At 73.1% G+C, this 21,971-nt stretch carries 18 protein-coding genes; 10 read left to right on the top strand and 8 right to left on the bottom strand.

Annotation, left to right across the window (positions count from 1 at the left end; genetic code table 11):
* Positions 1-55: 55 nt before the first annotated feature.
* Together alr and radA are read left to right on the top strand one after the other, a co-directional pair.
* Positions 56-1,165: an alanine racemase gene (gene alr / locus ACLBYG_RS20035; protein ID WP_447682573.1), complete on the top strand. Its 1,110-nt coding sequence runs from the start codon at positions 56-58 to the stop codon at positions 1,163-1,165.
* Between the two features lie 45 nt (positions 1,166-1,210).
* Positions 1,211-2,647 carry a DNA repair protein RadA gene (gene radA / locus ACLBYG_RS20030; RefSeq protein WP_447682572.1) on the top strand — a complete coding sequence of 479 codons (1,437 nt, stop codon included), beginning with the start codon at positions 1,211-1,213 and terminating at the stop codon, positions 2,645-2,647.
* 105 nt (positions 2,648-2,752) lie between these two features.
* Here radA and moaA read toward each other — a convergent pair whose 3' ends face one another.
* On the bottom strand, positions 2,753-3,805 hold the full coding sequence (gene moaA / locus ACLBYG_RS20025; protein WP_447682571.1) for a GTP 3',8-cyclase MoaA: 1,053 nt from the start codon (positions 3,803-3,805) through the stop codon (positions 2,753-2,755).
* A gap of 81 nt (positions 3,806-3,886) precedes the next feature.
* On the opposite strand from moaA, the gene ACLBYG_RS20020 reads away from it, so the two are divergent.
* Complete coding sequence (locus ACLBYG_RS20020) at positions 3,887-4,309, top strand: gamma-butyrobetaine hydroxylase-like domain-containing protein (protein ID WP_056523722.1); 423 nt, start codon at positions 3,887-3,889, stop codon at positions 4,307-4,309.
* Between the two features lie 172 nt (positions 4,310-4,481).
* A complete protein-coding gene (locus tag ACLBYG_RS20015) occupies positions 4,482-4,802 on the top strand; it encodes a cupin domain-containing protein (RefSeq protein ID WP_091980002.1) in 321 nt (106 codons plus the stop codon).
* 220 nt (positions 4,803-5,022) lie between these two features.
* On the opposite strand, the gene ACLBYG_RS20010 is transcribed toward ACLBYG_RS20015, so the two are convergent.
* Both ACLBYG_RS20010 and mdoH read right to left on the bottom strand, forming a co-directional pair.
* A complete protein-coding gene (locus ACLBYG_RS20010) occupies positions 5,023-5,688 on the bottom strand; it encodes a L,D-transpeptidase (RefSeq protein ID WP_447682570.1) in 666 nt (221 codons plus the stop codon).
* 226 nt (positions 5,689-5,914) lie between these two features.
* Positions 5,915-7,843: a glucans biosynthesis glucosyltransferase MdoH gene (gene mdoH / locus ACLBYG_RS20005; RefSeq protein WP_447682569.1), complete on the bottom strand. Its 1,929-nt coding sequence runs from the start codon at positions 7,841-7,843 to the stop codon at positions 5,915-5,917.
* 271 nt (positions 7,844-8,114) lie between these two features.
* On the opposite strand from mdoH, the gene ACLBYG_RS20000 reads away from it, so the two are divergent.
* Positions 8,115-9,629, top strand: coding sequence for a glucan biosynthesis protein (locus ACLBYG_RS20000; protein WP_447682568.1), 1,515 nt, complete (start codon positions 8,115-8,117; stop codon positions 9,627-9,629).
* Between the two features lie 103 nt (positions 9,630-9,732).
* On the opposite strand, the gene ACLBYG_RS19995 is transcribed toward ACLBYG_RS20000, so the two are convergent.
* Both ACLBYG_RS19995 and zwf read right to left on the bottom strand, forming a co-directional pair.
* On the bottom strand, positions 9,733-9,933 hold the full coding sequence (locus tag ACLBYG_RS19995; RefSeq protein ID WP_056523710.1) for a hypothetical protein: 201 nt from the start codon (positions 9,931-9,933) through the stop codon (positions 9,733-9,735).
* Positions 9,934-10,055: 122 nt separating this feature from the next.
* A complete protein-coding gene (gene zwf, locus ACLBYG_RS19990; RefSeq protein ID WP_020093813.1) occupies positions 10,056-11,528 on the bottom strand; it encodes a glucose-6-phosphate dehydrogenase in 1,473 nt (490 codons plus the stop codon).
* A gap of 219 nt (positions 11,529-11,747) precedes the next feature.
* Here zwf and ACLBYG_RS19985 point away from each other — a divergent pair, with 219 nt between their 5' ends.
* Positions 11,748-12,035, top strand: coding sequence for a GIY-YIG nuclease family protein (locus tag ACLBYG_RS19985; RefSeq protein ID WP_447682601.1), 288 nt, complete (start codon positions 11,748-11,750; stop codon positions 12,033-12,035).
* Between the two features lie 148 nt (positions 12,036-12,183).
* Here the strand turns inward: ACLBYG_RS19985 and ACLBYG_RS19980 are convergent, their stop codons facing one another.
* Positions 12,184-13,026 (bottom strand): SDR family NAD(P)-dependent oxidoreductase, encoded by an 843-nt coding sequence (locus tag ACLBYG_RS19980; protein WP_091979990.1) that lies wholly within the window; start codon positions 13,024-13,026, stop codon positions 12,184-12,186.
* Positions 13,027-13,182: 156 nt separating this feature from the next.
* Between ACLBYG_RS19980 and ACLBYG_RS19975 the strand changes: the two genes are divergently transcribed.
* On the top strand, positions 13,183-14,361 hold the full coding sequence (locus ACLBYG_RS19975) for an endo-1,4-beta-xylanase (protein ID WP_447682567.1): 1,179 nt from the start codon (positions 13,183-13,185) through the stop codon (positions 14,359-14,361).
* Here ACLBYG_RS19975 and ACLBYG_RS19970 read toward each other — a convergent pair.
* Complete coding sequence (locus ACLBYG_RS19970) at positions 14,348-15,466, bottom strand: acyltransferase family protein (RefSeq protein ID WP_447682566.1); 1,119 nt, start codon at positions 15,464-15,466, stop codon at positions 14,348-14,350. The genes ACLBYG_RS19975 and ACLBYG_RS19970 overlap by 14 nt on opposite strands.
* A 384-nt stretch (positions 15,467-15,850) precedes the next feature.
* Between ACLBYG_RS19970 and ACLBYG_RS19965 the strand changes: the two genes are divergently transcribed.
* Positions 15,851-17,728: a L,D-transpeptidase family protein gene (locus tag ACLBYG_RS19965; protein ID WP_447682565.1), complete on the top strand. Its 1,878-nt coding sequence runs from the start codon at positions 15,851-15,853 to the stop codon at positions 17,726-17,728.
* A 136-nt stretch (positions 17,729-17,864) separates the two neighbouring features.
* Positions 17,865-18,398 (top strand): Dps family protein, encoded by a 534-nt coding sequence (locus tag ACLBYG_RS19960; RefSeq protein ID WP_020093819.1) that lies wholly within the window; start codon positions 17,865-17,867, stop codon positions 18,396-18,398.
* Positions 18,399-18,458: 60 nt separating this feature from the next.
* Here the strand turns inward: ACLBYG_RS19960 and ACLBYG_RS19955 are convergent, their stop codons facing one another.
* Positions 18,459-21,158, bottom strand: coding sequence for a bifunctional acetate--CoA ligase family protein/GNAT family N-acetyltransferase (locus tag ACLBYG_RS19955; protein ID WP_447682564.1), 2,700 nt, complete (start codon positions 21,156-21,158; stop codon positions 18,459-18,461).
* A gap of 394 nt (positions 21,159-21,552) precedes the next feature.
* Between ACLBYG_RS19955 and ACLBYG_RS19950 the strand changes: the two genes are divergently transcribed.
* A complete protein-coding gene (locus ACLBYG_RS19950; RefSeq protein ID WP_020093821.1) occupies positions 21,553-21,966 on the top strand; it encodes a MucR family transcriptional regulator in 414 nt (137 codons plus the stop codon).
* Positions 21,967-21,971 lie beyond the last annotated feature (5 nt).

Raw genomic sequence — 21,971 nt, 5'->3', positions numbered from 1 at the left:
CTATGGGTCGCGCCCGGGGTCCGGTCCGCGCGTCCGGACTCCCGGTGGCGAATGGATGGAGGCGTTCCGCGTGTCCGAGGCCGGACCTGTGACGGAGATCGGCGCCCACGGCGCCCGGCTGACGATCGACCTCGGGGCGATCGCGGCCAACTGGCGGATCCTGGCGGCCCGCGGCGCGGGCGCCGACTGCGCCGCCGTGGTGAAGGCCGACGCCTACGGCTGCGGCGTCGGCCGCGTCGGGCCGGCCCTGTGGGCCGCCGGATGCCGGACCTTCTTCGTCGCGCACCTGTCCGAAGGCGTCGCCGCCCGGGCCGCCCTGCCGGACGCCGCGATCTACGTCCTGAACGGTCTGCCCCCGGGCGCCGCGGCGGCCTTCGTGGCCCACGGTCTGCGCCCGGTGCTCGGCAGCGTCGAGGAGCTGTCGGACTGGGCGGCGTTCCCGGGGAACCGGCCGCCCGCGGCGCTCCACGTCGATACCGGCATGAACCGGCTCGGCCTGTCGGTGCCCGAGGCGCTGGACCTCGCCGGGGACGCGCGGATCGCGGCCGCCGGGATCGACCTGCTCCTCAGCCACTTCGTCAGCGCCGAGAAGCCGGAGGACCCGGTCAACGCCCGGCAGATCGCCGATTTCGCGCGGGTCCGGGCGGCCTATCCCGGGCTCCGGGCCTCGCTGGCGAACTCGTCGGGAATCTTCCTCGACGGGGCCCGGCACGACCTGCTGCGGCCGGGCTACGCCCTGTTCGGCGGCAACCCGACGCCGGGCGCCGCGAACCTGATGCGCCCGGTGGTGCGGCTGGAGGCGGCGATCGCGCAGGTGCGCGGCGTCGCGGCCGGCGCCACCGCGGGCTATAACGGCCGCTGGACCGCCGCCGCGCCGAGCCGGCTGGCGACGCTCTCGCTCGGCTACGCCGACGGCTTCCCCCGGGCGATCAGTGGCCGCGGCCACGCGCTGGTCGGCGGCGTCCCGTGCCCGATCCTGGGCCTCGTCTCCATGGACCTAATCATCCTCGACGTCACGGCGGCACCCGCGGCCCGGCGCGGCGCGGAGGCGGTGCTGATCGGCGACAGCCTCGACATCGACGCGGTCGGCCGCGCCGCCGGCACGATCGGGTACGAGATCCTGACCAGGCTGGGTTCTCGGTATGTTCGAACTTATGTAGGCTGACGCGACTCCACCCTGACACGCCGGATCGCCGGCGCCCGGACCCGTATGGCCAAGATCCACCAGACCTTCGTCTGCCAGTCCTGCGGGGCGGTCTACAATCGCTGGCGCGGCCGCTGCGAGGCCTGCAACGGCTGGAACACGATCGTCGAGGAGGCGCCCTCGGCGCCCGGCCAGTCCGGGCCGGCGGCGACCCGGCCGTCGCGCAACCGCGGCCGGGTCTTCCCCCTGGAGGGCCTGACCGGCGAGGCCAAGGAGGCGCCGCGCATTCCCTCGGGAATCGGCGAGCTCGACCGGGTGACCGGGGGCGGCTTCGTGCGCGGCTCGGTGATCCTGCTCGGCGGCGATCCCGGCATCGGCAAGTCGACCCTGCTGATGCAGGCCTCGGCCGCCATGGCGGGCACGGGCGAGCGGGTCGCCTACATCTCGGGCGAGGAGGCGGTCGGGCAGGTGCGCCTGCGGGCCGAGCGGCTGGGCCTGAGCGCGCGCCCGGTCCAGCTCGCCGCCGAGACCAACGTCGAGGACATCGTCGAGACCCTGAGCCAGGGGCGCCCACCCGCGCTCGCGATCATCGACTCGATCCAGACCATGTGGACCGAGACGGTGGAATCGGCCCCCGGCACGGTCACGCAGGTGCGCTCCTCCGCGCAGGCGCTGATCCGCTTCGCCAAGACCACCGGCACGGCGGTGATCCTGGTCGGCCACGTCACCAAGGACGGGCAGATCGCCGGTCCCCGCGTGGTGGAGCACATGGTCGACGCGGTCGCCTCCTTCGAGGGCGACCAGGGCCACCATTTCCGCATCCTGCGCGCCGTGAAGAACCGCTTCGGCCCCACCGACGAGATCGGCGTGTTCGAGATGACCGACGCGGGCCTCAGCGAGGTGCCGAACCCCTCCGCCCTGTTCCTGGCGGGCCGCGACCACCAGGCGGCGGGCACCGCGGTCTTCGCCGGCATGGAAGGCACGCGGCCGCTGCTGGTGGAGATCCAGGCGCTGGTGGCGCCCTCGTCGCTCGGCATGCCCCGGCGCGCCGTGGTCGGCTGGGACCCGAACCGGCTGTCGATGGTGCTCGCCGTGCTGGAAGCCCACGGCGGCATCCGGCTCGGCAGCCACGACGTCTATTTGAATGTTGCCGGAGGCTTGCGCATCACCGAGCCGGCAGCGGATCTGGCGGTGGCGGCAGCGCTGGTCTCGTCGCTGTCGGGGGCCGTGCTGCCGCCCGAGACGGTCTATTTCGGCGAGATCGGCCTGTCGGGGGCGATCCGGCCCGTGGCGCAGGCCGGGTCGCGGCTGAAGGAGGCGCAGAAGCTCGGCTTCGCCAAGGCGCTGATCCCGCAGGGCCGCGGCGAGGGCGAGAAGGCGCTCTCCGTGGAGACGCTCCGCCACATCGCCGACCTGGTGGCGGGGATCAGCGCGGGCGCGCCGCGGCGGGGATCCGGCCAGCGCGGGCGGCAGCAGGCCCGCTACGTCGACGAGGAGATGTGAGCACGCCGTCTTTGCGAGCGAGAGCGAAGCAACCCAGGGCAGCGGGCCCTTTCCGGACGTAGCGCATCCCTGGGTTGCTTCGCTGCGCTCGCAAAGACGAAAGCGTTACCCCCCCGTCACGCTCATGTGCCGCGGCACGGCGGCCGGGCGCTGGCGCTCGATGACGAAGTCGTGGCCCTTGGGCTTGCGGGTGATCGCCTCCACCACCGCCGCGGCCAGCACCGCGTCGTCCTGGGAGGCGCGCAGGACCGCGCGCAGGTCGGCCGAATCCTCCTGGCCGAGGCACATGTAGAGCTGGCCCGTGCAGGTCAGGCGGACCCGGTTGCAGCTCTCGCAGAAATTGTGGGTCAGCGGCGTGATGAAGCCGAGCTTGCCGCCAGTCTCCTCGACCCGCACGTAGCGCGCCGGGCCGCCGGTGCGGTCGGGCAGCGGCGTGAGGGTGTAGCGGGTCTCCAGGCGCTGCCGGGCGACCGACAGGGGCAGGAACTGGTCGGTCCGGTCCGCGTCGATCTCGCCGAGCGGCATCACCTCGATCAGCGTCATGTCCATGCCGAGGCCGTGCGCCCAGGCGATCATGCCGGGGATCTCGTCGGCGTTGACGTCGCGGAGCGCCACCGCGTTGATCTTCACCTTCATCCCGGCGGCGCGGGCCGCCGCGATGCCGTCGAGCACCACCTTGAGGTCGCCGCGGCGGGTAATCTCCCGGAACTTGTCCGGGTCGAGGGTGTCGAGCGAGACGTTGATCCGGCGCACGCCCAGGCTCGCCAGCTCGTCGGCGTAGCGCGTGAGCTGCGTGCCGTTGGTGGTGAGCGTCAGCTCCTCCAGCGCCCCCGAATCGAGGTGGCGCGAGAGCCGGCGGAACAGGTGCATGATGTCGCGGCGCACGAGCGGCTCGCCGCCGGTGATCCGGAGCTTGCGCACGCCCCGGGCGATGAACACGCCGCAGAGCCGGTCCAGCTCCTCCAGGGTCAGCAGGTCGCGCTTGGGCAGGAACTCCATGTGCTCGGACATGCAGTAGGCGCAGCGCAGGTCGCAGCGATCCGTCACCGAGATGCGCAGGTACGAGATCGCCCGCTGAAACGGGTCGATCAGCGGCGCGGGCCTGGCGGGCGCGCCGACCGCGGACGTCTGCGGCGTCAGGGAGCTGTCATCGAGCATCGTCCGGCATATGATGCCACCGGCGGTCGCGGGCAAGCCGATCCCGCGCCGCAGTCCCAGATTGCGTGAGGAGTGTGACCCGTGAGCGAGGATCTGTGGCCGACCGAGATCCGCCTGTCGGCCGACCGGCGGGTGCTCAACGTCGCCTTCGAGGATGGGGCCCGCTACGCCCTGCCGGCCGAGTACCTGCGGGTGTCGAGCCCCTCGGCCGAGGTGCAGGGCCACTCGCCGCTGGAGCGGAAGGTGATCGGCGGCAAGCGCGCCGTGGCCATCCTGGCGGTGGAGCCGGTCGGCAACTACGCGGTGAAGCTCGGCTTCGACGACATGCACGACACCGGCATCTACGGCTGGGGCTACCTCCACACCCTGGGCCGCGAGTACGAGACGCGCTGGAACACCTATCTCGGCGAGCTCGCCGAGCGCGGACTGGACCGCGAGACCGCGCGCACCGCCCCGGTGAAGCAGGGCGGGGGCTGCGGGTCGGGCTCGTGCGGCTGCCACTAAGGGCAGCCGCTCCCGCTCACTCCCGCCCCGAGCCTCGTCTTTGCGAGCGGAGCGAAGCAATCCAGAGTGGCGCCACGATTTTCGGCGTCGCGCATCCCTGGGTCGCTTCGCTGCGCTCGCGATGACGGCGGCGTCGAGCCACGCACCCGTCAGCCCGACCTTCGGAGCCGCCATGGCCTTCGCCTGCACCATCCCCGCGACGCCCACGATCCAGCAGGACGACGCCGCCGTGCGCATCACGCGCTGGGACTTCCCGCCCGGCGGCGTGACCGGCTGGCACGAGCACGGCTGGCCCTACTTCGTGGTGATGCTGGTGGACGGGATCCTGCGCGTCCACGACGGCGCGGCGGTCAGCGAGACGGCGCTCGCGGCCGGGCAATCCTACATGCGTCCCGCGGGCATCCGGCACGACGTGATGAACGGGTCCGACCACCCGATCGCGTTCATCGAGATCGAGGTGAAGCGCCCCGACGCGCTGGTCACCCTGCCCTGATCCGGTTTCCGTTTGAACGCTTCGGTTGATGAGCCTCTCCCGTCATCACGAGCGAAGCGAAGTGACCCAGGGCAGCGCGACCTCTGCAGGCGTGGCGCCGCTGGATTGCTTCGCTCCGCTCGCAAAGACGGCCGTGCCGAAGCCATCAACCGGAAACCCTACGAAACGCGAAAAGGGCCGACCTCGCGGCCGGCCCCCTCGTCGAAGCTCCGAAAAGGAATCAGCGCTGGACGATGACCTTCGTGCCGACCTTGGCGCGGGTGTAGAGGTCCGTCACGTCGTCGTTGGTCATGCGGATGCAGCCCGACGAGACGGCCGTGCCGATCGTCTCCGGCTCGTTGGAGCCGTGAATGCGGTAGATCGAGCCGCCGAGATACATGGCGCGGGCGCCGAGCGGGTTCTCGAGGCCGCCCTTCATGTAGCGCGGCAGGTCGGGCCGGCGCTTCAGCATGGTCGCCGGCGGGCGCCAATCCGGCCACTCGCGCTTCATCGTGATGGTCTGCACGCCGCCCCAGGTGAAGCCCGGCCGGCCGACGCCGACGCCGTAGCGCAGGGCCTGGCCGCCGCCCAGAACGTAGTAGAGCCGCCGCTCGGCAGTGGAGACGACGATCGTGCCGGCGCCGTAGGGGCCGTTATACGCCACCGTCTCGCGCGGGATCGCCGACATCTGCGGGACCGCCGCGTCGGCGCTCAGCGGGTCGGCGGGGTTCAGGGCGGCATTGGCCACCGGCACCGCGACGGTCTCGACGGCCTGCGGGCGGACGCGCACGGTGAGCGCGTCGTTCAGCGGCTGGCGGGTCAGCGGGTCGATCTCGTAGGCCAGTGCCGGCGCGGCGCAGGCGGCCGCGCCGAGAAGCCCGATCAGGGCGGGGAGAAAACGACGCATCAAAGCCTCTCGGGGCAGGCGCGGACTATGGCGGGAACGCGGCGAAGACCGCGGCACGATGCCGTGCCGATCCTCGCCAAGGGGTAAACGCTCGCGCCTCAAATCCAAGCCTGAAACCGCCCGGCCGGGGCGGTTCCGCCCGCCCGTGACTCGATGGCAACACTGTGGCAGCTTGGCCGTTACAGGCCGGGATGACGGGTGCGGATCCGCGCGTTCGCGCCTCTTGTCAGGCCTCGTCGGCGGCGAGCCAGATCGCCGGCTCGCGCGCGGCCGGGCGGAGGGGGGCCGGCGCGGCGGGCAGGCCGCGCAGCTGGGCGAGTTCGGCGAGTTCCGGCGCCTGCGCGGTGTCGTCGGCGTTCAGGAACAGGCCCCGCGCCCGGGCGGCGCGGCCGAGATCGGCCCGGCTGGTCCAGACGCTCTGAGCCGGGCTCGTGAGCAGCGCCAGGGCGATCGGCGCCAGCCAGAGGGCGAGCCATGGGTTCCCGACGAGGACCAGGGCGAGCACCATCAGCGCGCCGACCACCACGGCGTCGGCCTGGAGCCGGAACGCCTCCGCCCAGGAGACCTGCCGGTCGTCCCGGTCCTGCGTCTCCCAGCGGACCACCCGGCCGAAGAAGGTCGAGACCACGGCGCCGGCGGTGAACAGGGTCAGGACCGGCCACAGGACCACCCACACCGCCTGCTCCAGGGCGGCGCTCGCGAGCAGCGCCCGCGCGCCGCCGAAGGCCGCCCGGCGCTCCGCGGAGGCGAGGACGTGGCCGAGGCTCAGGAGCTTCGGCAGGGCCAGGACGGCGACGCTGAGGGCGGCGAGCGCGTGGGCGGCGGCGCCCTGCCCGGTCAGACCGTAGGCCAGGAGGCCGAGATCGCCGGTCCGGGCGGCCTGCCACGCGGCGAGGCCCAGGAAGGCGATCCAGAGCGGCAGCACCCCGTAGGAGAGGATGCCGACGAGGAGGTGCCAGCGGCTCGCGCCGTGAAGGCCCGCCCAGGGCAGCACCCGCAGGTGCTGGAGGTTGCCCTGGCACCAGCGGCGCTCGCGGCCGAGCAGGTCGACGAGGTTGGTGGGCATCTCCTCCCAGGTGCCGCCCATCTCGGGCAGCAGCCGCACCTCCCAGCCGGCGCGCACCATCAGCGCGCCCTCGACGATGTCGTGGCACAGGATCTCGCCGCCGAGCGGTTCCCGGCCCGGGAGCTTCGGGAGCTGCGCGTTCTCCGCGAAGGCCTCGACCCGCAGGATCGCGTTGTGGCCCCAGTAGCTGCCCTCCGGGCCCTGCCAGGTCTCCAGGCAGCGCAGGGCCAGCGGCGCGTAGAGGCGGACGGCGAATTGCTGGATGCGGGCGAAGAGCGTGTCCCGGCCGGCCGCGTACGACACGGTCTGGATCAGGCCGGTGCGCGGGCTCGCCTGCATCAGCCCGACGAGCCGGCCCATGGCCGCGCCGGTCATCAGGCTGTCGGCGTCCAGCACGATCATGAAGGCGTACTCGCCGCCGTAGGTGCGGCAGAACTCGCCGATATTGCCGGCCTTGCGGCCGACATTCTCCGTCCGGCGCCGGTAGCGGATCCGCGGCAGAGCCGGGTCGGAGGCCGCCCAGGCCTGGATGCGGGCGTACTCGTGCTCCTCCACGGCGGCGATCGCGCCGTCCCGTGTGTCGGAGAGGACGAAGATGTCGATGCCCCGCGCCTCGGCGCGGGCGAGCGACCGGGCCATCACCCGCAGGCGGGCGAAGACAGCGACCGCGTCCTCGGCGTGGATCGCCACCACGGCGGCGGTGCGTCCGGCCCCGGCCGGCACGGCGCCCGCCTGCTCGGAGCGGCGCTCCAGCGCGGACTTCGCCCGATCGCCCAGGAGGGCCGCGACGAACCCGTAGACGTACTGGCAGGCGACGAAGGCCTGCCAGCCCATCACGAGGCCGAACAGCACCAGGACCGCCCAGGCCAGCGGGCTGACACCCGCCGGGTAGGCGAGCGCGGCGAGCCAGACGAGGCCGCCGGCGGTGGCGAGGCTCGGGACGGCCAGGGCGAGGCGGCGGGCGCGCAGGGCGCCGCGCGGCGCGTCGGTCCAGACCTCGCGGCAGGCTGCGTTCTCCGACGGATCGGGTATGGCGGGAGCCGCGTTCCGGTGCGACCGCTCGGCGGAGGAGGTGACGCGTGACGACATGGCGCGAGGAACTCGACCGTGGAAGGCTGCCGGCCGCCCGGCCGTGCGGGGCCGGGAACCGATGACCGTGGATACCGATGTGCGGGGTGAGGATACGGAGCCGACCCGGCAGCCCAGGCCGCCGGAAGCCGAACGGATCAATCCCCCCTCCCGGCGCCGCGTTCTTCGAACAGTCCTGGCCGCGGCTGCCGGCACGGTTCTACCTAGCGCGACGGATCTGAATGGGTCCAGAACGTGGGCCGGGCCGGCGCTTCCGCCGCAGGGCGACGCGATGACCTTCGAGAGCCTGTCGGCGCAGGCGGCGCAGTGCGCCGCAGCGCCCTACGCCCCGCCGCCCGAGGACCTGCCGCCGGCGCTCGCCGCCCTCGACTACGACGGCTACCGCGCGATCACCTTCCGGCCGGACGCGGGCCTGCGGCTCGGTGCGCATTTCAGCGCGCAGCTGTTCCACCGCGGCTTCCTGCAGCGCCGGCGCGTGGCGCTCCACCTCCAGCCGCTCCGGGGGCCCGCGCGGCCGATCCCCTACGACACGGGGCTGTTCGACCTGGGCGCGCGGCTCGCCGGCCAGGGCTTCCCGGCGGATCTCGGCTTCGCGGGCTTCCGCCTGCACTACGCCTTCCCGGACACGCCCGCCTGGCGGCCGAAGGGTTTTCAGGAGGAGTTCCTCGTCTTCCTGGGCGCCTCCTACTTCCGCCTGCGGGCGGCGAACCAGGAATACGGGCTCTCGGCCCGGGGGCTCGCCATCGGCACCGGCGCCCCGGAGGGCGAGGAATTCCCCGACTTCGTCGCCCACTGGATCTGCGAGCCGGAGCCGGAGGCGCGCACCCTCACGGTGCTCTCCCTCCTCGACAGCCCGAGCGTGGCCGGCGCCTACCGGTTCGAGATCGCGCCCGGCGACCCGGCCCGGATCGCCGTCACCGCGGCGCTCCACCCGCGCCGGGCGCTCCCGAAGCTTGGGCTGGCGCCCCTCACCAGCATGTTCCTGTACGGCCAGAACGGGCCCGGGGCGCGGGGCGCCAAGCCGTTCGACGATTTCCGGCCGCAGGTGCACGATTCCGACGGGCTCTGCGTCGCGGCCGGGGCCGACCCGGCGCGGATCGACCGGATCTGGCGGCCCCTGGTCAACGGGCGGGCGCAGCCGCAGATCTCCGCCTTCGCGGCCCGGCCGCTCGCCGGCTTCGGGCTGCTGCAGCGGGAGCGGAGCTTCGCGGCCTACCTCGACGTGGAGGCGCGCCACGAGGCGCGGCCGGGCCTGTGGGTGGCGCCGGATTCCGCCGGGGGCGCCTTCGCGGACGGCGCCGTGCAGCTCTTCGAGATCCCGTCGGGCGAGGAGTACATGGACAACATCGTGGCGGCCTTCGTGCCGGCGGCCCCGGCGCAGCCCGGCGCGCCGCTGCACGTCCGCTACGGGCTGACCACGGTGGGGGCCGAGCCCGTGCCGGCGATCCCGGAGACCGCCCTCGCCCGGGTGACGTCGACGCGACTCGGCTCGGCGGAGCGCCTGCGCCCGTCGAACCCGCCCGACCCGCGGCGGCGGCTCTGCGTCATCGACTTCGAGGGTCCGGGCCTGCCGAAGGGTCCCGACGACGCGGTCGCCGCGGAGGTCTCGGCCAGCGCCGGCACGCTGCACGATCCGGTGGCCAACTTCGTGCCGCAGACCGGAGGCTGGCGGATCTACGTCGAGTGGCGCCCGCCGGAGCCGGTGCCGCCGGGCGACGTCGTCCTGCGCGCCCGGCTGGTCCGCGGCACGGCACCCCTCAGCGAGACCTGGGACGCCGCCGTGTAGGCTCCGTCATCGCGCGCGTGGCGAAGCGACCCGGGGCGGCGCGACATCCCCGAAGGTGGCGCGACACTGGGCCGCTTCGCCGCGCTCGCGAAGACGGCGTGTCTCAGGCGGTCCGGCGCTCCTGCTCCAGGCGCCGGGCCAGGCGGGTGGCGCCGTAGACCTCGCTCAGGCGGCGGCGGGCCGCGGTGACCGGCGGCGCCTGCCGCTCGTCGTGGGCGGCCGCGATGACGCGCAGGGCGGCGGCGACCGAACGCTCCAGGCGACGCTCGGCCTGGACGGCCGCGTCCCGATGATGGTCCAGCATGTGATGATCCCTCGTGCTGCGCCGTCTCCACCCTCTGGCGGGGCGGTATCCGGCAGCGCCGACAGATTTCACATCCGGCTTGACCGTATCAAGGCAGCTTGGCCGTGAGCCGCGGCGCGTCGTTACCGCAATTCCTCGTGCCACGTCCGGCCGTCGCGCTCGATCAGCGCGATGGCGGCGGTCGGGCCCCAGCTCCCGGCCGGGTAGGGCCGCGGCGCCTCGGGCCGGTCGGCCCAGGCCTTGAGCACGCCGTCAGCCCAGGCCCAGGCGGCCTCGACCTCGTCGCGGCGCATGAACAGCGTCGCGTTGCCGCGGACCACGTCCATCAGCAGGCGCTCGTAGGCGTCGGGGTAGCGCTGCTTGAAGGTCTCCTCGAAGGAGATGTCGAGGTCGGTCGGGCGCAGCCGCAGGCCGCCGGGCCCCGGATCCTTGGTCATCACCTCGAGCTTCATGCCCTCCTGCGGCTGCAGGCGGATCACGAGGCGGTTGGGCTCGCGGCCGAAGGCCTCCTCGGGGAAGATCGAGAACGGCGAGGCGCGGAACTGCACCACGATCTCGGAGAGCTTCTGGGGCAGGCGCTTGCCGGTGCGCAGGTAGAACGGCACCCCGGCCCAGCGCCCGGACTGGATCTCGACCTTCATGGCCACGAAGGTCTCGGTCCGGCTCTCGTGGCCGAGCTCGGCGAGGTAGCCCTCGACCGGTTTGCCGTCGACGGCGCCCGCCACGTACTGGCCGCGCACCGTCACCAGCGGGATGTCCTGGCTGGTGATCGGCTTCAGGGCACGCAGCACCTTGAGCTTCTCGTCGCGGACGGAGTTCGCCTCGAGATTGAGCGGGCTCTCCATGGCGGTGAGGCAGAGGAGCTGCAGGATGTGGTTCTGCAGCATGTCGCGCATCGCGCCCGACGTGTCGTAGTAGCCGGCCCGGCCCTCGACCCCCACCGTCTCGGCGACCGTGATCTGGACGTGGTCGATCACGTCGGAGGTCCAGAGCCGCTCGAAGATCGTGTTGGCGAAGCGGAGCGAGAGCAGGTTCTGGACCGTCTCCTTGCCGAGATAGTGGTCGATCCGGAAGATCTGCGATTCGGGGAAGACCTCGCCGACCGCGTCGTTGATCGCCCGGGCCGATTTCAGGTCCTTGCCGATCGGCTTCTCCAGCACGACGCGGGACTTCTCCCCCACGAGCCCGTGGGCGGCGAGGTTGCGGCAGATCGAGCCGTAGAGGTCGGGCGAGGTGGCGAGGTAGTAGGGCCGGACCTGGTCGGGCCGCTCGTCGAGCTTGGCGACGAGGTCGGTCCAGCCGCTGTCGCCGGCCCCGTCCACCGCGACGTAGTCGACGTGGTCGAGGAAGCGGTGGAGCATGTCGTCGGACAGGTCGGCCGCCGGCACGAAGCGCTTGAGCGCGTCGCGGGCGTGCTCGCGGAAGGCGTCGAGCGACAGCTCCGAGCGCGAGGCGCCGATGATCCGGCTGGTCTCGGGGATCTGGCCGTCGCGGAATCGGTAGAACAGGGCCGGCAGGAGCTTGCGCGCGGTCAGATCGCCGGTGGCGCCGAACACGACGCAGTCGAAGGAAGCGACGGGGATGATCGTGGCCAAGTGCGGCTCCCGGGTGTCGTGCGCTGGTCTCGTGCGGCGGCTGCGTCGCACTGACCTAGCCCGTGTGCAAGGGCTTCGCCAGACGAGGGGCGCAGGCCAGCGCTGTCCGGTTCAGGGGGCGGCCGGGACAGATCCGGGCAAGTCCACGCTGCCACGCTCCGTCCTTGCGAGCGCAGCGAAGCAACCCAGCGCAGCGCGGCGGCGCCGAAGGACAGCACGATACGCGAGCCGGCCGTCTACATCATGGCGAGCCGCCGCAACGGCACGCTCTACACGGGCGTGACCGCGAATCTCGCCAGGCGGGTCTACGAGCACCGGGAGGCGCTGCTTCCCGGTTTCACGAGCCGCTACGCTTGCGAACGCCTCGTCTGGTACGAGCGCTATCCGACGATGAATGAGGCCATCACCCGCGAGAAGCAGATCAAGGCGGGCTCACGGAAGAAGAAGCTCGCCCTGATCGAGGCGATGAATCCGGACTGGAACGACCTGTATCCCGATCTCGCGTGAACGGATCCGGCGTCGCGGATCCCTGGATTGCTTCGCTGCGCTCGCAAAGACGGCGTCGTCTGGCTCATCGCGCGCCCCAGGCCGCCTTCACACACTCCGTCATCACGAGCGGAGCGAAGTGACCCAGGGCAGCGCGAGGCCGCGCGGGTCACCCCGCCATGTACCGCTTGAACGCCTCGGCGTAGTCCGGGTGCCAGCGCGACAGGGCGGGCCGGTTCTCGACGATGTCGCCGGACGCCCAGGCGATCCGCTTCGCGTCCTGGGCGCGGGTGGTCTCGTTGTCCGGGCAGAGGATGTAGAAATCGCCGGCGGCGAGCCGCTCCAGCAGGAAGGCCACGGTCTCGTCGGGCGTCCAGGCCCCGGCGGGCTTCTCGGCGACGCCGCGGGCCTTCGTGAGGCCCGTGTAGACGAAGCCCGGGATCAGCAGGTGGGCCGTGGTGTGGCAGCCCTCCCGGTTGCGCAGCTCGTGGGCGAGCGCCTCGGTGACCGCCTTCACGCCCGCCTTCGAGACGTTGTAGGGCGCGTTGCCCGGCGGGGTGGTGATGCCCTGCTTCGAACCCGTGACGACGATCGCCCCGGGCCTGCCGCCCTCGATCATGCCGGGCGCGAAGGCGTGGATGCCGTTGACCACGCCGCCGAGATTCGTGCCCAGGATCCGCGTCCAGGTGTCGGCGTCGGAGAACAGTTTTCCGCCGGCCTCGATCCCGGCGTTCAGCATCACCAGGGCGGGCGGCCCGCCCTTGGCGACGGCGGTCGCCAGGGCCTCGACGGCGCCCCGGTCCGACACGTCGGTGGGCACGGCGCGCACCTCGACGGCGGCGAGTTCGGCGACGGCGGCCCGGGCCGCGTCCAGGGCCGGGCCCGGCAGGTCGGCGAGCCAGACGTTCATGCCGGCCCGGGCGAAGGCCTGCGCGGCGGCGAGCCCGATGCCGCTCGCAGCCCCGGTGACGACCGCGCTGCGGCCCGGACTGATCGCGGGGTGCTGGCTCATGACGGATCCTCGGCTGACGGGCGCCCATCAGATGGGGCGCCCCGGGCGGAAGGCGAGTTCGCGCCGCGGTCCCGCGCCGCCCCGGCAGAACCAGCGGATCGCCGCCGCGGCGGCTTCTGCTAGGGTGGCGGGCACGTCACGGAACGAAGCACCCGGATGCCCCCTCTCCCGCACCGCCGGTCGATCCTCGCCGGCGCGGCCGCCCTCGGCCTCGCCGGCGCGGCGCGCGCGGCCGGCCCGGCGGGGTTCGGTCCCCTCGGCCGGCCGTCCTGGTCGGCCGACAGCCTCCAGGCCGCCGCGGCCGCCAAGGGCCTGACATACGGCTGCGAGGTGCCGTTCCACCGCTTCGACGCGACGCCCGCCTACCGGCAGGCGGTGGCGCGGGAATGCGGCATCCTCGTCTGCGGCACCGAGATGAAGATGGAGGAGGTTCTGCCGGCGCCGGGCAAGACCGACTTCGCCCGCGGCGACGCCATCCTGCGCTTCGCGAGGGGAAACGGCCAGCGCATGCGCGGCCACACGCTCGTCTGGCACGCGGCGCTGCCGCCCTGGGTCGGGCCGCTGCTCGGCCGGGCGAGCGCCGTCCAGGCCGAGGACTTCATGCGGCGCTGGATCGAGACGGTGGCGGGCCATTACCGCGGCCAGATCGTCGCCTGGGACGTGGTCAACGAGATCCTCGGCAACGAGGCCGATCCCGACCGAGGCGGCGGCCTGCGCGACTCGCCCTGGCTCGCCTCCATCGGCCCCGGCTACGTCGACCTCGCCTTCCGCATCCTGCACGAGACCGATCCGGCCGCCGCCGGCACGTGGAACGAGGACGCGGTGGAGCAGGGCGTGCCCTGGATGGAGGCCAAGCGCACCAAGGTCCTGCGCCGCCTGGAGGCGATGCGGTCCCGGGGCGTGCCGATCCGGCGCTTCGGGCTCCAGTCGCACCTCACCAGCACGATCCCGATCGACCAGGGCCAGCTGCGGCGCTTCCTGCGGGAGATCGGCCAGATGGGTCTCGGCATCGAGATCACCGAGCTCGACATCGACGACCGCGCCTTCCCGTCCGACGTGGCGACCCGCGACCGGATGGTGGCCGACTACGCCCGGCGCTACCTCGACGTGGTGCTGGACGAGCCCGCCTGCCTCGACGTCCTGACCTGGGACGTCTACGACCCGGACACGTGGCTGAACGACCACCCCTACCGGAAGCGGCCCGACGGCCTGCCGCAGCGGGCGCTGCCGCTCGACGCGCAGTTCCGGCGCAAGCCCCTGTGGCACGCGATGAAGGCGGCCTTCGAGGCAGCGCCGGATCACCGGGCCGCCCGCGACAAGCTCAGGCGGGCGTGACGCCGGCCCGGCGGCCGTCCTCGCCCAGGCTCGGCTCCGGCGGCCGGTCCGCCAGGAGCCGGCGTCGGAGGCGCGCGCAGGGGCGCTCGACGAGGCCGTACATCCCCCAGCACCACAGCAGGGTCACCGGGAAGGCCGCCAGCATCAGGCCGACGCCGTGCAGCCCGGGCCGCAGGTGCAGCACCAGGGCCACCACGGTCATGTGCGCGAGGTAGAAGCTGTAGGACCAGAGCCCGAGCCGGCGCATCGGCCGGCTGGCCAGCAGCCGCACCAGAGGTCCCTCGCCGTGCAGCAGGTACGCGAAGGGCACGAACAGGGCGGCGCTCTGGAGCGTGTAGCGCAGGCTCTCCCGGAAGGCGGGATCGCGGACCGCCAGGGTCCCGAGGATCACCGCGAGGCTCGCCGCGACGTGCCAGGGCGCGGGGCGCCACGCGCGGTCGGCCGGGACCACCGGGTTGTTCCACAGCCCGAGGCAGCACCCGAACAGGATCGCGTCGATCCGGGTGTGGGTCCAGCTGTAGTTCAGGCTGTAATCCGGCAGCCGCCAGACGTTGACGTACCGGATCGCCAGGACGGCCGCGCAGAGCCCCAGGCAGGCCAGGGCCGCGCGGCGCGACCGCAGGCGCCCGAGCCAGAGCAGGAAGACCAGCGGGAAGACGAGGTAGAAATGCTCCTCGATGGCGAGGCTCCAGAGCGGCACCGGCAGCACCGCCTCGGTGCCGAATAGGCCGGGATAGTTCGTCAGGAAGGTCACCTGCCCGAGGACCGCCGCCGGCGCGACCGGCATCCAGTCGAGCCACCCCGCCGCGTACAGCGCGCCGGAGGCGAGCAGGGTCAGGTACATGGGCGGCAGGATGCGCAGGCTCCGCCGGAGGTAGAAGGCGGGAAGCGACACCGTCCCGGTCCGCGCCCGCTCGATCCGCAGGAGCGTGGTGATCAGGTAGCCGCTGAGGAAGAAGAAGACGGTCACGCCGAAGCCGCCCGGCACCACGTGGCCGTAGCCGCAATGGGCCGCGAACACGATCAGGATGGCGAGCGCCCGCACCCCGTCGAGCTGCGGCAGGTAGGGCATCGTCTTCGGGATCGGATCACCGGAATCCGGCATGCTGGGGACCGATCTCCTGTCCGGGCCTGGGCAGCCGTGGTGGCTTGGCCCTGCGGTGTCCGACGGAACGCTTCGATGAAGGTGTCCTACTCCGTCATCGCGGGCGGAGCGAAGTGACCCGGGGCAGCGCGACGACGGGCGGCGTCGCGCCGTCTGGATCGCTTCGCTCCACGCGCAAAGACGCGGGCGCCGGAGCCAGCAACGCACGAATGTATGAGCGGGACGTTCACGCCGACCGACATCCGCGACGTCACACGCGGATGAATCAATGGCGGCATCGTGAATCCCGATCCTGCCCGCTTTCAGGGTCGGAGGAGATTGGTAACCACGCCGGCCCATCATCCGGCCCGGTCGCGCCGCCTGAGCGCGTCGGGAGTGTTGCGTATGGTCCCGGTCCAGCCCCGCCGTCACGCCCGCCCGCACGCCCGCCCGCACGCCGCGCTGGGTGCGGGCCTGTCCCTGCTGGCCCTGCTCGGAGCGCCCGGCGTCGCCCTGGCGCAGGGGACCGGCGCGGCGCAGGGCGGCCCCGCGCCGGTGCCGCCGCTCGCCGCGCCGGTCGCGGTGCCGCCCGCCGCGGGCGAGACCGCGAAGGGCCAGGAGCCCCGCGCACCGGAGGCGAAGGGTGAGGCGAAGGGCGCGGCCGTCAAGCCGGCGGAGGCCAAGCGGGCCGACACCAGGCCGGCCGAGACCAGGCCAGCCGAGCCCCGGGCGACCGAGGCCGCGCCGGAGCCAGTCCCGGCGCAGGGCAAGGCGCAGGATGCCAGGGCGCAGGACGCGAAGGGACAGGACGCGAAGGCACAGGACAGCAAGGCGTCGGAGAGCAAGGCGTCGGACGCCCGATCGGCCGAGACCAAGTCCCAGCCGGCCAAGCCTCAGGAAGCGGCGAAGAGGTCCCGCGAGCCGGCGCCGCTGGTCTACGCCAAGGTCTCCGCCGACCCGAACCCGACGCTGACGCCGCGGACGTTCCTCGACACGCTCCGGGCGGCCGAGCGCTACGCAGCCTTCGCGGAGGCCGGGGGCTGGGAGCGGCTGCCAGACGATCTCGCGCGCCTCAAGCCCGGCGAGCGCCACCCGGCGATCCCCGCCCTGCGCCACCACCTGACGCTGACCGGCGACCTGCCGGCGGATGCCCCCCCGAACGACCGCCTCGACCCGCCCCTGGTGGCGGCGATCACCGCCTTCCAGGGCCGTCACGGCCTGCCCGACAGCGGCATCCTTGGCCGGCTCACGATCAACGCGCTCAACGTGCCGGCCGCGGTGCGCCAGCGCCAGCTCGCCGCCTCCGCGGCCCGGCTGATGGGCTCGAAATTCCCGTTCGGCGAGCGCTACGTGGTGGTCAACATCCCGTCCGCCGCCGTGGAGGCGGTGGAGAACGGCGCCGTCACGCGCCGCTACGTCGCGGTGGTCGGCTCCCCCGACAAGGCGACGCCGTCCGTCGAGACGCGGATCACCGACATCAACTTCAACCCGACCTGGACCGTCCCCGCCTCGGTGGTGAAGAACGAGATCATCCCGGCGATGCGCAAGAACCCGGGCTACCTCGCCAAGAACCGCATCCGGATCCTGGGCCCGGCGGGCGAGGTCGACCCGACCCGGATCGACTGGGCGGGCCAGAAGGCCGTCAACTACACGCTGCGCCAGGATTCCGGCCTCGACAATTCGCTGGGCCAGGTGCGGATCGACATGCCGAACCGCTTTGCCGTCTACATGCACGATACGCCGGCGAAGTCGCTCTTCGCCGCGAGCGTCCGCTTCCACAGCCACGGCTGCGTCCGGGTCGGACAGGTGAAGGAGCTGGTCGGCTGGCTGCTGCAGGGCACGGACGGCCCCAACGGGCCCGGCACGAGCTGGGGCCCGATCGAGATCGAGACCGGCATCGCCGACGGCGAGCGCCGCGACATCAAGCTCACCAAGCCGATTCCGGTCACCTTCGTGTACCTCACCGGGTTCGCCACGCCGGACGGGAAGGCGCATTTCCGCGACGACATCTACAACCTCGACACGCCGGCGCCCGAGCCCGCCGCCACCGGCGCGATCCCGCCCGCGGCGGGCGCGGACGCCGCGAAGCCGGCCCCCGCCACCGCGCCGGCCCCGCCCCGGCCCGGTGCCGCCCACGACGCGAAGCCGGCTCCCGCGCGGGCTGCCGCGGCCAAGCCCGCGACGGTCGGGCCCGCGCCGGTCAGGCCCGCACCGACGAAGCCGTCGCCGGAGCGGCCCGTTACCGAGCACCGCAGTTTGGAATCCGTCGAACCTACCCGCTAAAGCCAACCCAGCTATGCGATTCTCGGCACGCCGGAACATCCCGGCGAGCCGGCCATTGGCCTGCAGAAGGCGCGTTCGTCCCTCCGCGGCGTGACGGAGCGGCGCGCCGAGCCAGCGAATCGCATTGGAGACGACCATGGCCAAGGCCAAGCCGAGCAGCCGCATCGAGAGCGCGCGCCTCAACACCCCGACCGACCTCGATCCGAGCGACGTCCGGACGATCGCCGAGGGCCTGACGGTCCTGAGTTCGGACCTGTTCGCCCTCTACATCAAGACCAAGAACTTCCACTGGCACATGAGCGGGCCCCATTTCCGCGACTACCACCTGCTGCTGGACGAGCAGTCGGCCCAGATCTTCGAGATCATCGACGCGGTGAACGAGCGCGCCCGCAAGATCGGCGGCACGGTCCTGCGCTCGCTCGGCCAGGCCAAGAGCCTGACCCGCGTGGCCGACAACGATGCCGAGTACGTCTCGCCCCTCGACATGCTCAAGGAGCTGCGCGACGACAACAAGGCCCTCACCGCCAACATGCGGACGCTCCACGGGGTCACCGACGAGGCCGGCGACGTGGCGACCACCTCGCAGCTCGAGGAGTGGATCGACCAGTCCGAGGAGCGGACGTGGTTCCTCTACGAGACCACCCGCAACGCGACCGACAGCGGCCACTGAGCCGCGCGCCCCGGCACCGGCACCGGCGCGGCCGGCGCCGGGTCGGGCCTCGCCGCGCCGCTAGCCGGTTGCGAGATCGAGGTGCACCTTCACGAGGCCCGGATCGTCCGGGTCGCGCCCCTGCGTGAAGCCCAGGCGGCGGCACACCGCCAGCATCGGCCGGTTCTCGGCGAGCACCGTGCCCTCGACCCGGCCGATCCCCTCGGAGCGCGCCCAGTCGATCATCAGGCGCATCAGCGCGAAGGCGAGGCCCGTCCCGCGGGCGTCGCGGCCCACCGCGATCGCGTACTCGCCGCTCTCGTGGTTGGCGTCGGCGTGGAGCCGGACCGCACCGAGCATGCGCTCGCCGCCGCCCGGCCCGATCTCCGTGGCCACGAACGCGATGGCGCGGGCGTAGTCGAGCTGCGTCAGGCGGGCCAGGAAGGCGTGGCTGAACTCGCGCACCGGCCCGAAGAACCGCAGCCGCAGGTCCTCCGGGTCAAGACCCTTGAAGAAGGCCAGGAACAGGCCCTCGTCCTCCGGGCGCACGGGCCGCACCCGCACGGTCCGGTCCTTGAGGTTGAGCGTGCGGATCCACTCGGCCGGATAGGGCCGGATCGCGAAGCGCGGGTGGCCGCGGCCGTGGGCGCTACCGTGGGCGCTGCCGTGGTCGCCGCGCTCGGCGCGCCCGATCCGGACCCGGGCGTCGAGGGCCAGCACGCCGGTCTCGTCGGCCAGGAGCGGGTTGATGTCGAGCTCGCGCACCTGCGGCAGGTCGGCGGCGAGCTGGGACAGCTTCACCAGCGTCAGCGCGATCGCCCCGAGATCGGCCGCCGGCACGTCGCGGTAGGCCTCCAGGCGGCGCGCGACCCGGGTGCGGGCGATGAGGTCGCGCGCCAGGGTCAGGTCCAGCGGCGGCAGGCCGAGGGCGCGGTCGTCGATCACCTCCACGGCGGTCCCGCCCCGGCCGAACACCACCACCGGACCGAACACCGCGTCCTCGGCGAGGCCGGCGATCAGCTCCCGGCGCTGGCCGCGGCGGACCATCGGCTGCACGGCGAAGCCGGTGACCCGGGCGTCGGGCCGCTCCCGGCGCGCGCGGGCCAGGATGCTGCGGGCGGCTTCCGCGACGTCGGCCTCGCTGGTCAGGTCGAGGTGGACGCCGCCGATGTCGGATTTGTGCACGATGTCCGGCGAGACGACCTTCAGCGCCACCGTCCCGCCCGCCGCGATGATCGGCCACGCGGCCGCCGCGGCCGCGTCCGTGTCGGGGGCGAGCGTGATCGGGACGGTCGGGATCCCGTAGGCCTGCAGGAGGCCGTTCACCGCCACCGGGTCGAGCCACGCGGCGCCCTGGCGCAGGGCGCCGGCGACGATCGAGCGGGCCCGCGCCGTGTCGGGGGAGAAGTCCCGCGGCAGCGAGTCCGGCGTGCGCATCAGGTCGTCCTGAGCCTCGCGGTAGCGCACGAGGTGCAGGAAGCCCTCGATCGCCTCGGAATCGGTGGTGAAATGCGGGATCCCGGCCTGCGCGAAGGTCTCGCGCGCCGCCTCCGCGTCGCCCAGCGTGACCGCGAAGACCGGCTTCTTGCGGGTCTGGCCGGCGCGGGCGGCCTTGACCGTCGCGGCGACGGCCTCGGCCACCGCGTCGGCCTCCGAGCGGGTCGTCGGCACGTGGATCGCCAGCACGGCGTCGCTCGTCCGATCCGTCAGCAGCGGCGTCAGCGCGGACGCGAAGGCCGGACCGGCGGCGTCGACGCCGAGGTCGAGGGGGTTTCCCGGCGCGCGGCCCTCCGCCTCGGCGGGCGCCGCCAGGGTCCCGGCCCGCTCGATCAGCCGGTCCGCCGCGAGGAGGCCGATGCCGCGGCCGTTGGACACGATCGCCAGCCGGTGGCCGGGGAACGGCCGCTGCCGCCCCAGGGTCTCCACGGCGGAGAACATCGCGTCGAGGTCCGGCACGGCCAGCAGGCCGGCCCGCCGGAAGGCCGCAGCGTAGACCGCGTCCGGGCGAGCCAGGGCGCCGGTATGGGTGACGGCGGCGCGGGTGTCGGGCCGGTGCCGGCCGGCCCGCAGGACCACGACGGGCTTGGCCCGGGCCGCGGCGCGGGCGGCCGACATGAACCGGCGGGCATCCGCGACCCGGTCGAGGCAGAGCAGGATCGCGCGGGTGCGGAAATCGGCGGCGAAGTGGTCGAGGCAGTCGGCCACGCCGATGTCGAGGACGCTGCCCAGCGACAGCACTGCCGAGAAGCCCGTGCCGTGGCGGGCGCCCCAGGCGACGATGGCGGCCGCGACCGTGCCGGATTGCGAGACGAGGGCGAGGTCGCCGGCCTCGGGCGCCTGGGCGAACAGGCTGGCGTTGAGCCTCGCGCCCGGGACCGCCAAGCCGGCGCTGTCGGGCCCGAGCAGGCGCAGGCCGTGGGCGCGGGCGATCCCGTGGGCGACCGGACCGGGATCCTCCGGCCCGGATCCGAGCCGCGCCGTGAGGATCACGGCCGCCCCGGCGCCGATCGCGGCGGCCTGCGCGACGACCTCGGGCACGCTCGGCGGCGGCACCGCGATCAGGACGAGGTCGGGGGCGGCGGGCAGATCCGCGACCCGCGGCACGCAGGCCAGCCCGTCGACGGTCGTTTGGTCGGGCTGGACCGGCATGATCGCGCCGGGAAAGCCCGCGGCGCGCAGGCTGTCGAGCACGCTGCGCCCCAGCGAGCCCTCGCGCCCCACCGCCCCGACCAGGGCGATCGAGCGGGGCGCCAGCAGTTTGTCGAACCGGTAGGTGCTCACGACCGGCGGCTCACGACATCGTCACGGGACGCGGTCCCGCAGGCCGTTCCTGGCGGCACGCATCTGGCCTCTCGCTCACGTCCGAACGGACGAGGCGCCGGGGCGCCCGCCGCCCTCCCAGATGGCGCGATCCGGCGCGCCTGCAACGCCCGGTCGGCACGCGCCGGCCGGAAATCGCGTGGTCGACGCGAACGCGGTCTCCAGACCTCCTTTTGTTCAATATCGGGCGCCATTTATCCACTCTAAGACGGCACTTGTGGGCACGTGTGGATTGGACTTGCTATTGAATTCACACCACCATAGTAACTGCCCATTAACTACCCTGTATCGGGTCGAGCAGAGACAGATCCCGGCCGGCGTCGGTGGCCGGCTGGGATCGAGTGGAGGTTACGGGATGGACGCCACGGGTGAAGGGCAACCGGACTATCTCACGCTGTCCGTCGACATCGTGTCGGCCTTCGTGAGCAACAATCCGGTCCCCGCGCCGGAACTGCCCGGGCTGATCGCGGCCATCCACGCGACGCTGCACGGGCTCGGCGAGCCGTCCGCCCCGCCGGCGGAGCAGCTGCGGCCGGCCGTGCCGGTCCGGCGCTCGGTCCAGCCCGACTTCATCGTCTGCCTGGAGGACGGCAAGAAGTTCAAGTCGCTGAAGCGCCACCTGCGGACGCACTACAACCTGACGCCCGAGGAGTATCGGGGAAAGTGGGGCCTGCCGCCCGACTACCCGATGGTGGCGCCGAACTACGCCGCGGCGCGCTCCAGCCTCGCCAAGAGCATGGGCCTCGGCCACCAGCGTCGGAAGGGCTGACGGCG

It is taken from the genome of Methylobacterium sp. D53M (assembly GCF_053345625.1).
This window is presented reverse-complemented; position numbering and strand designations above follow the sequence as displayed.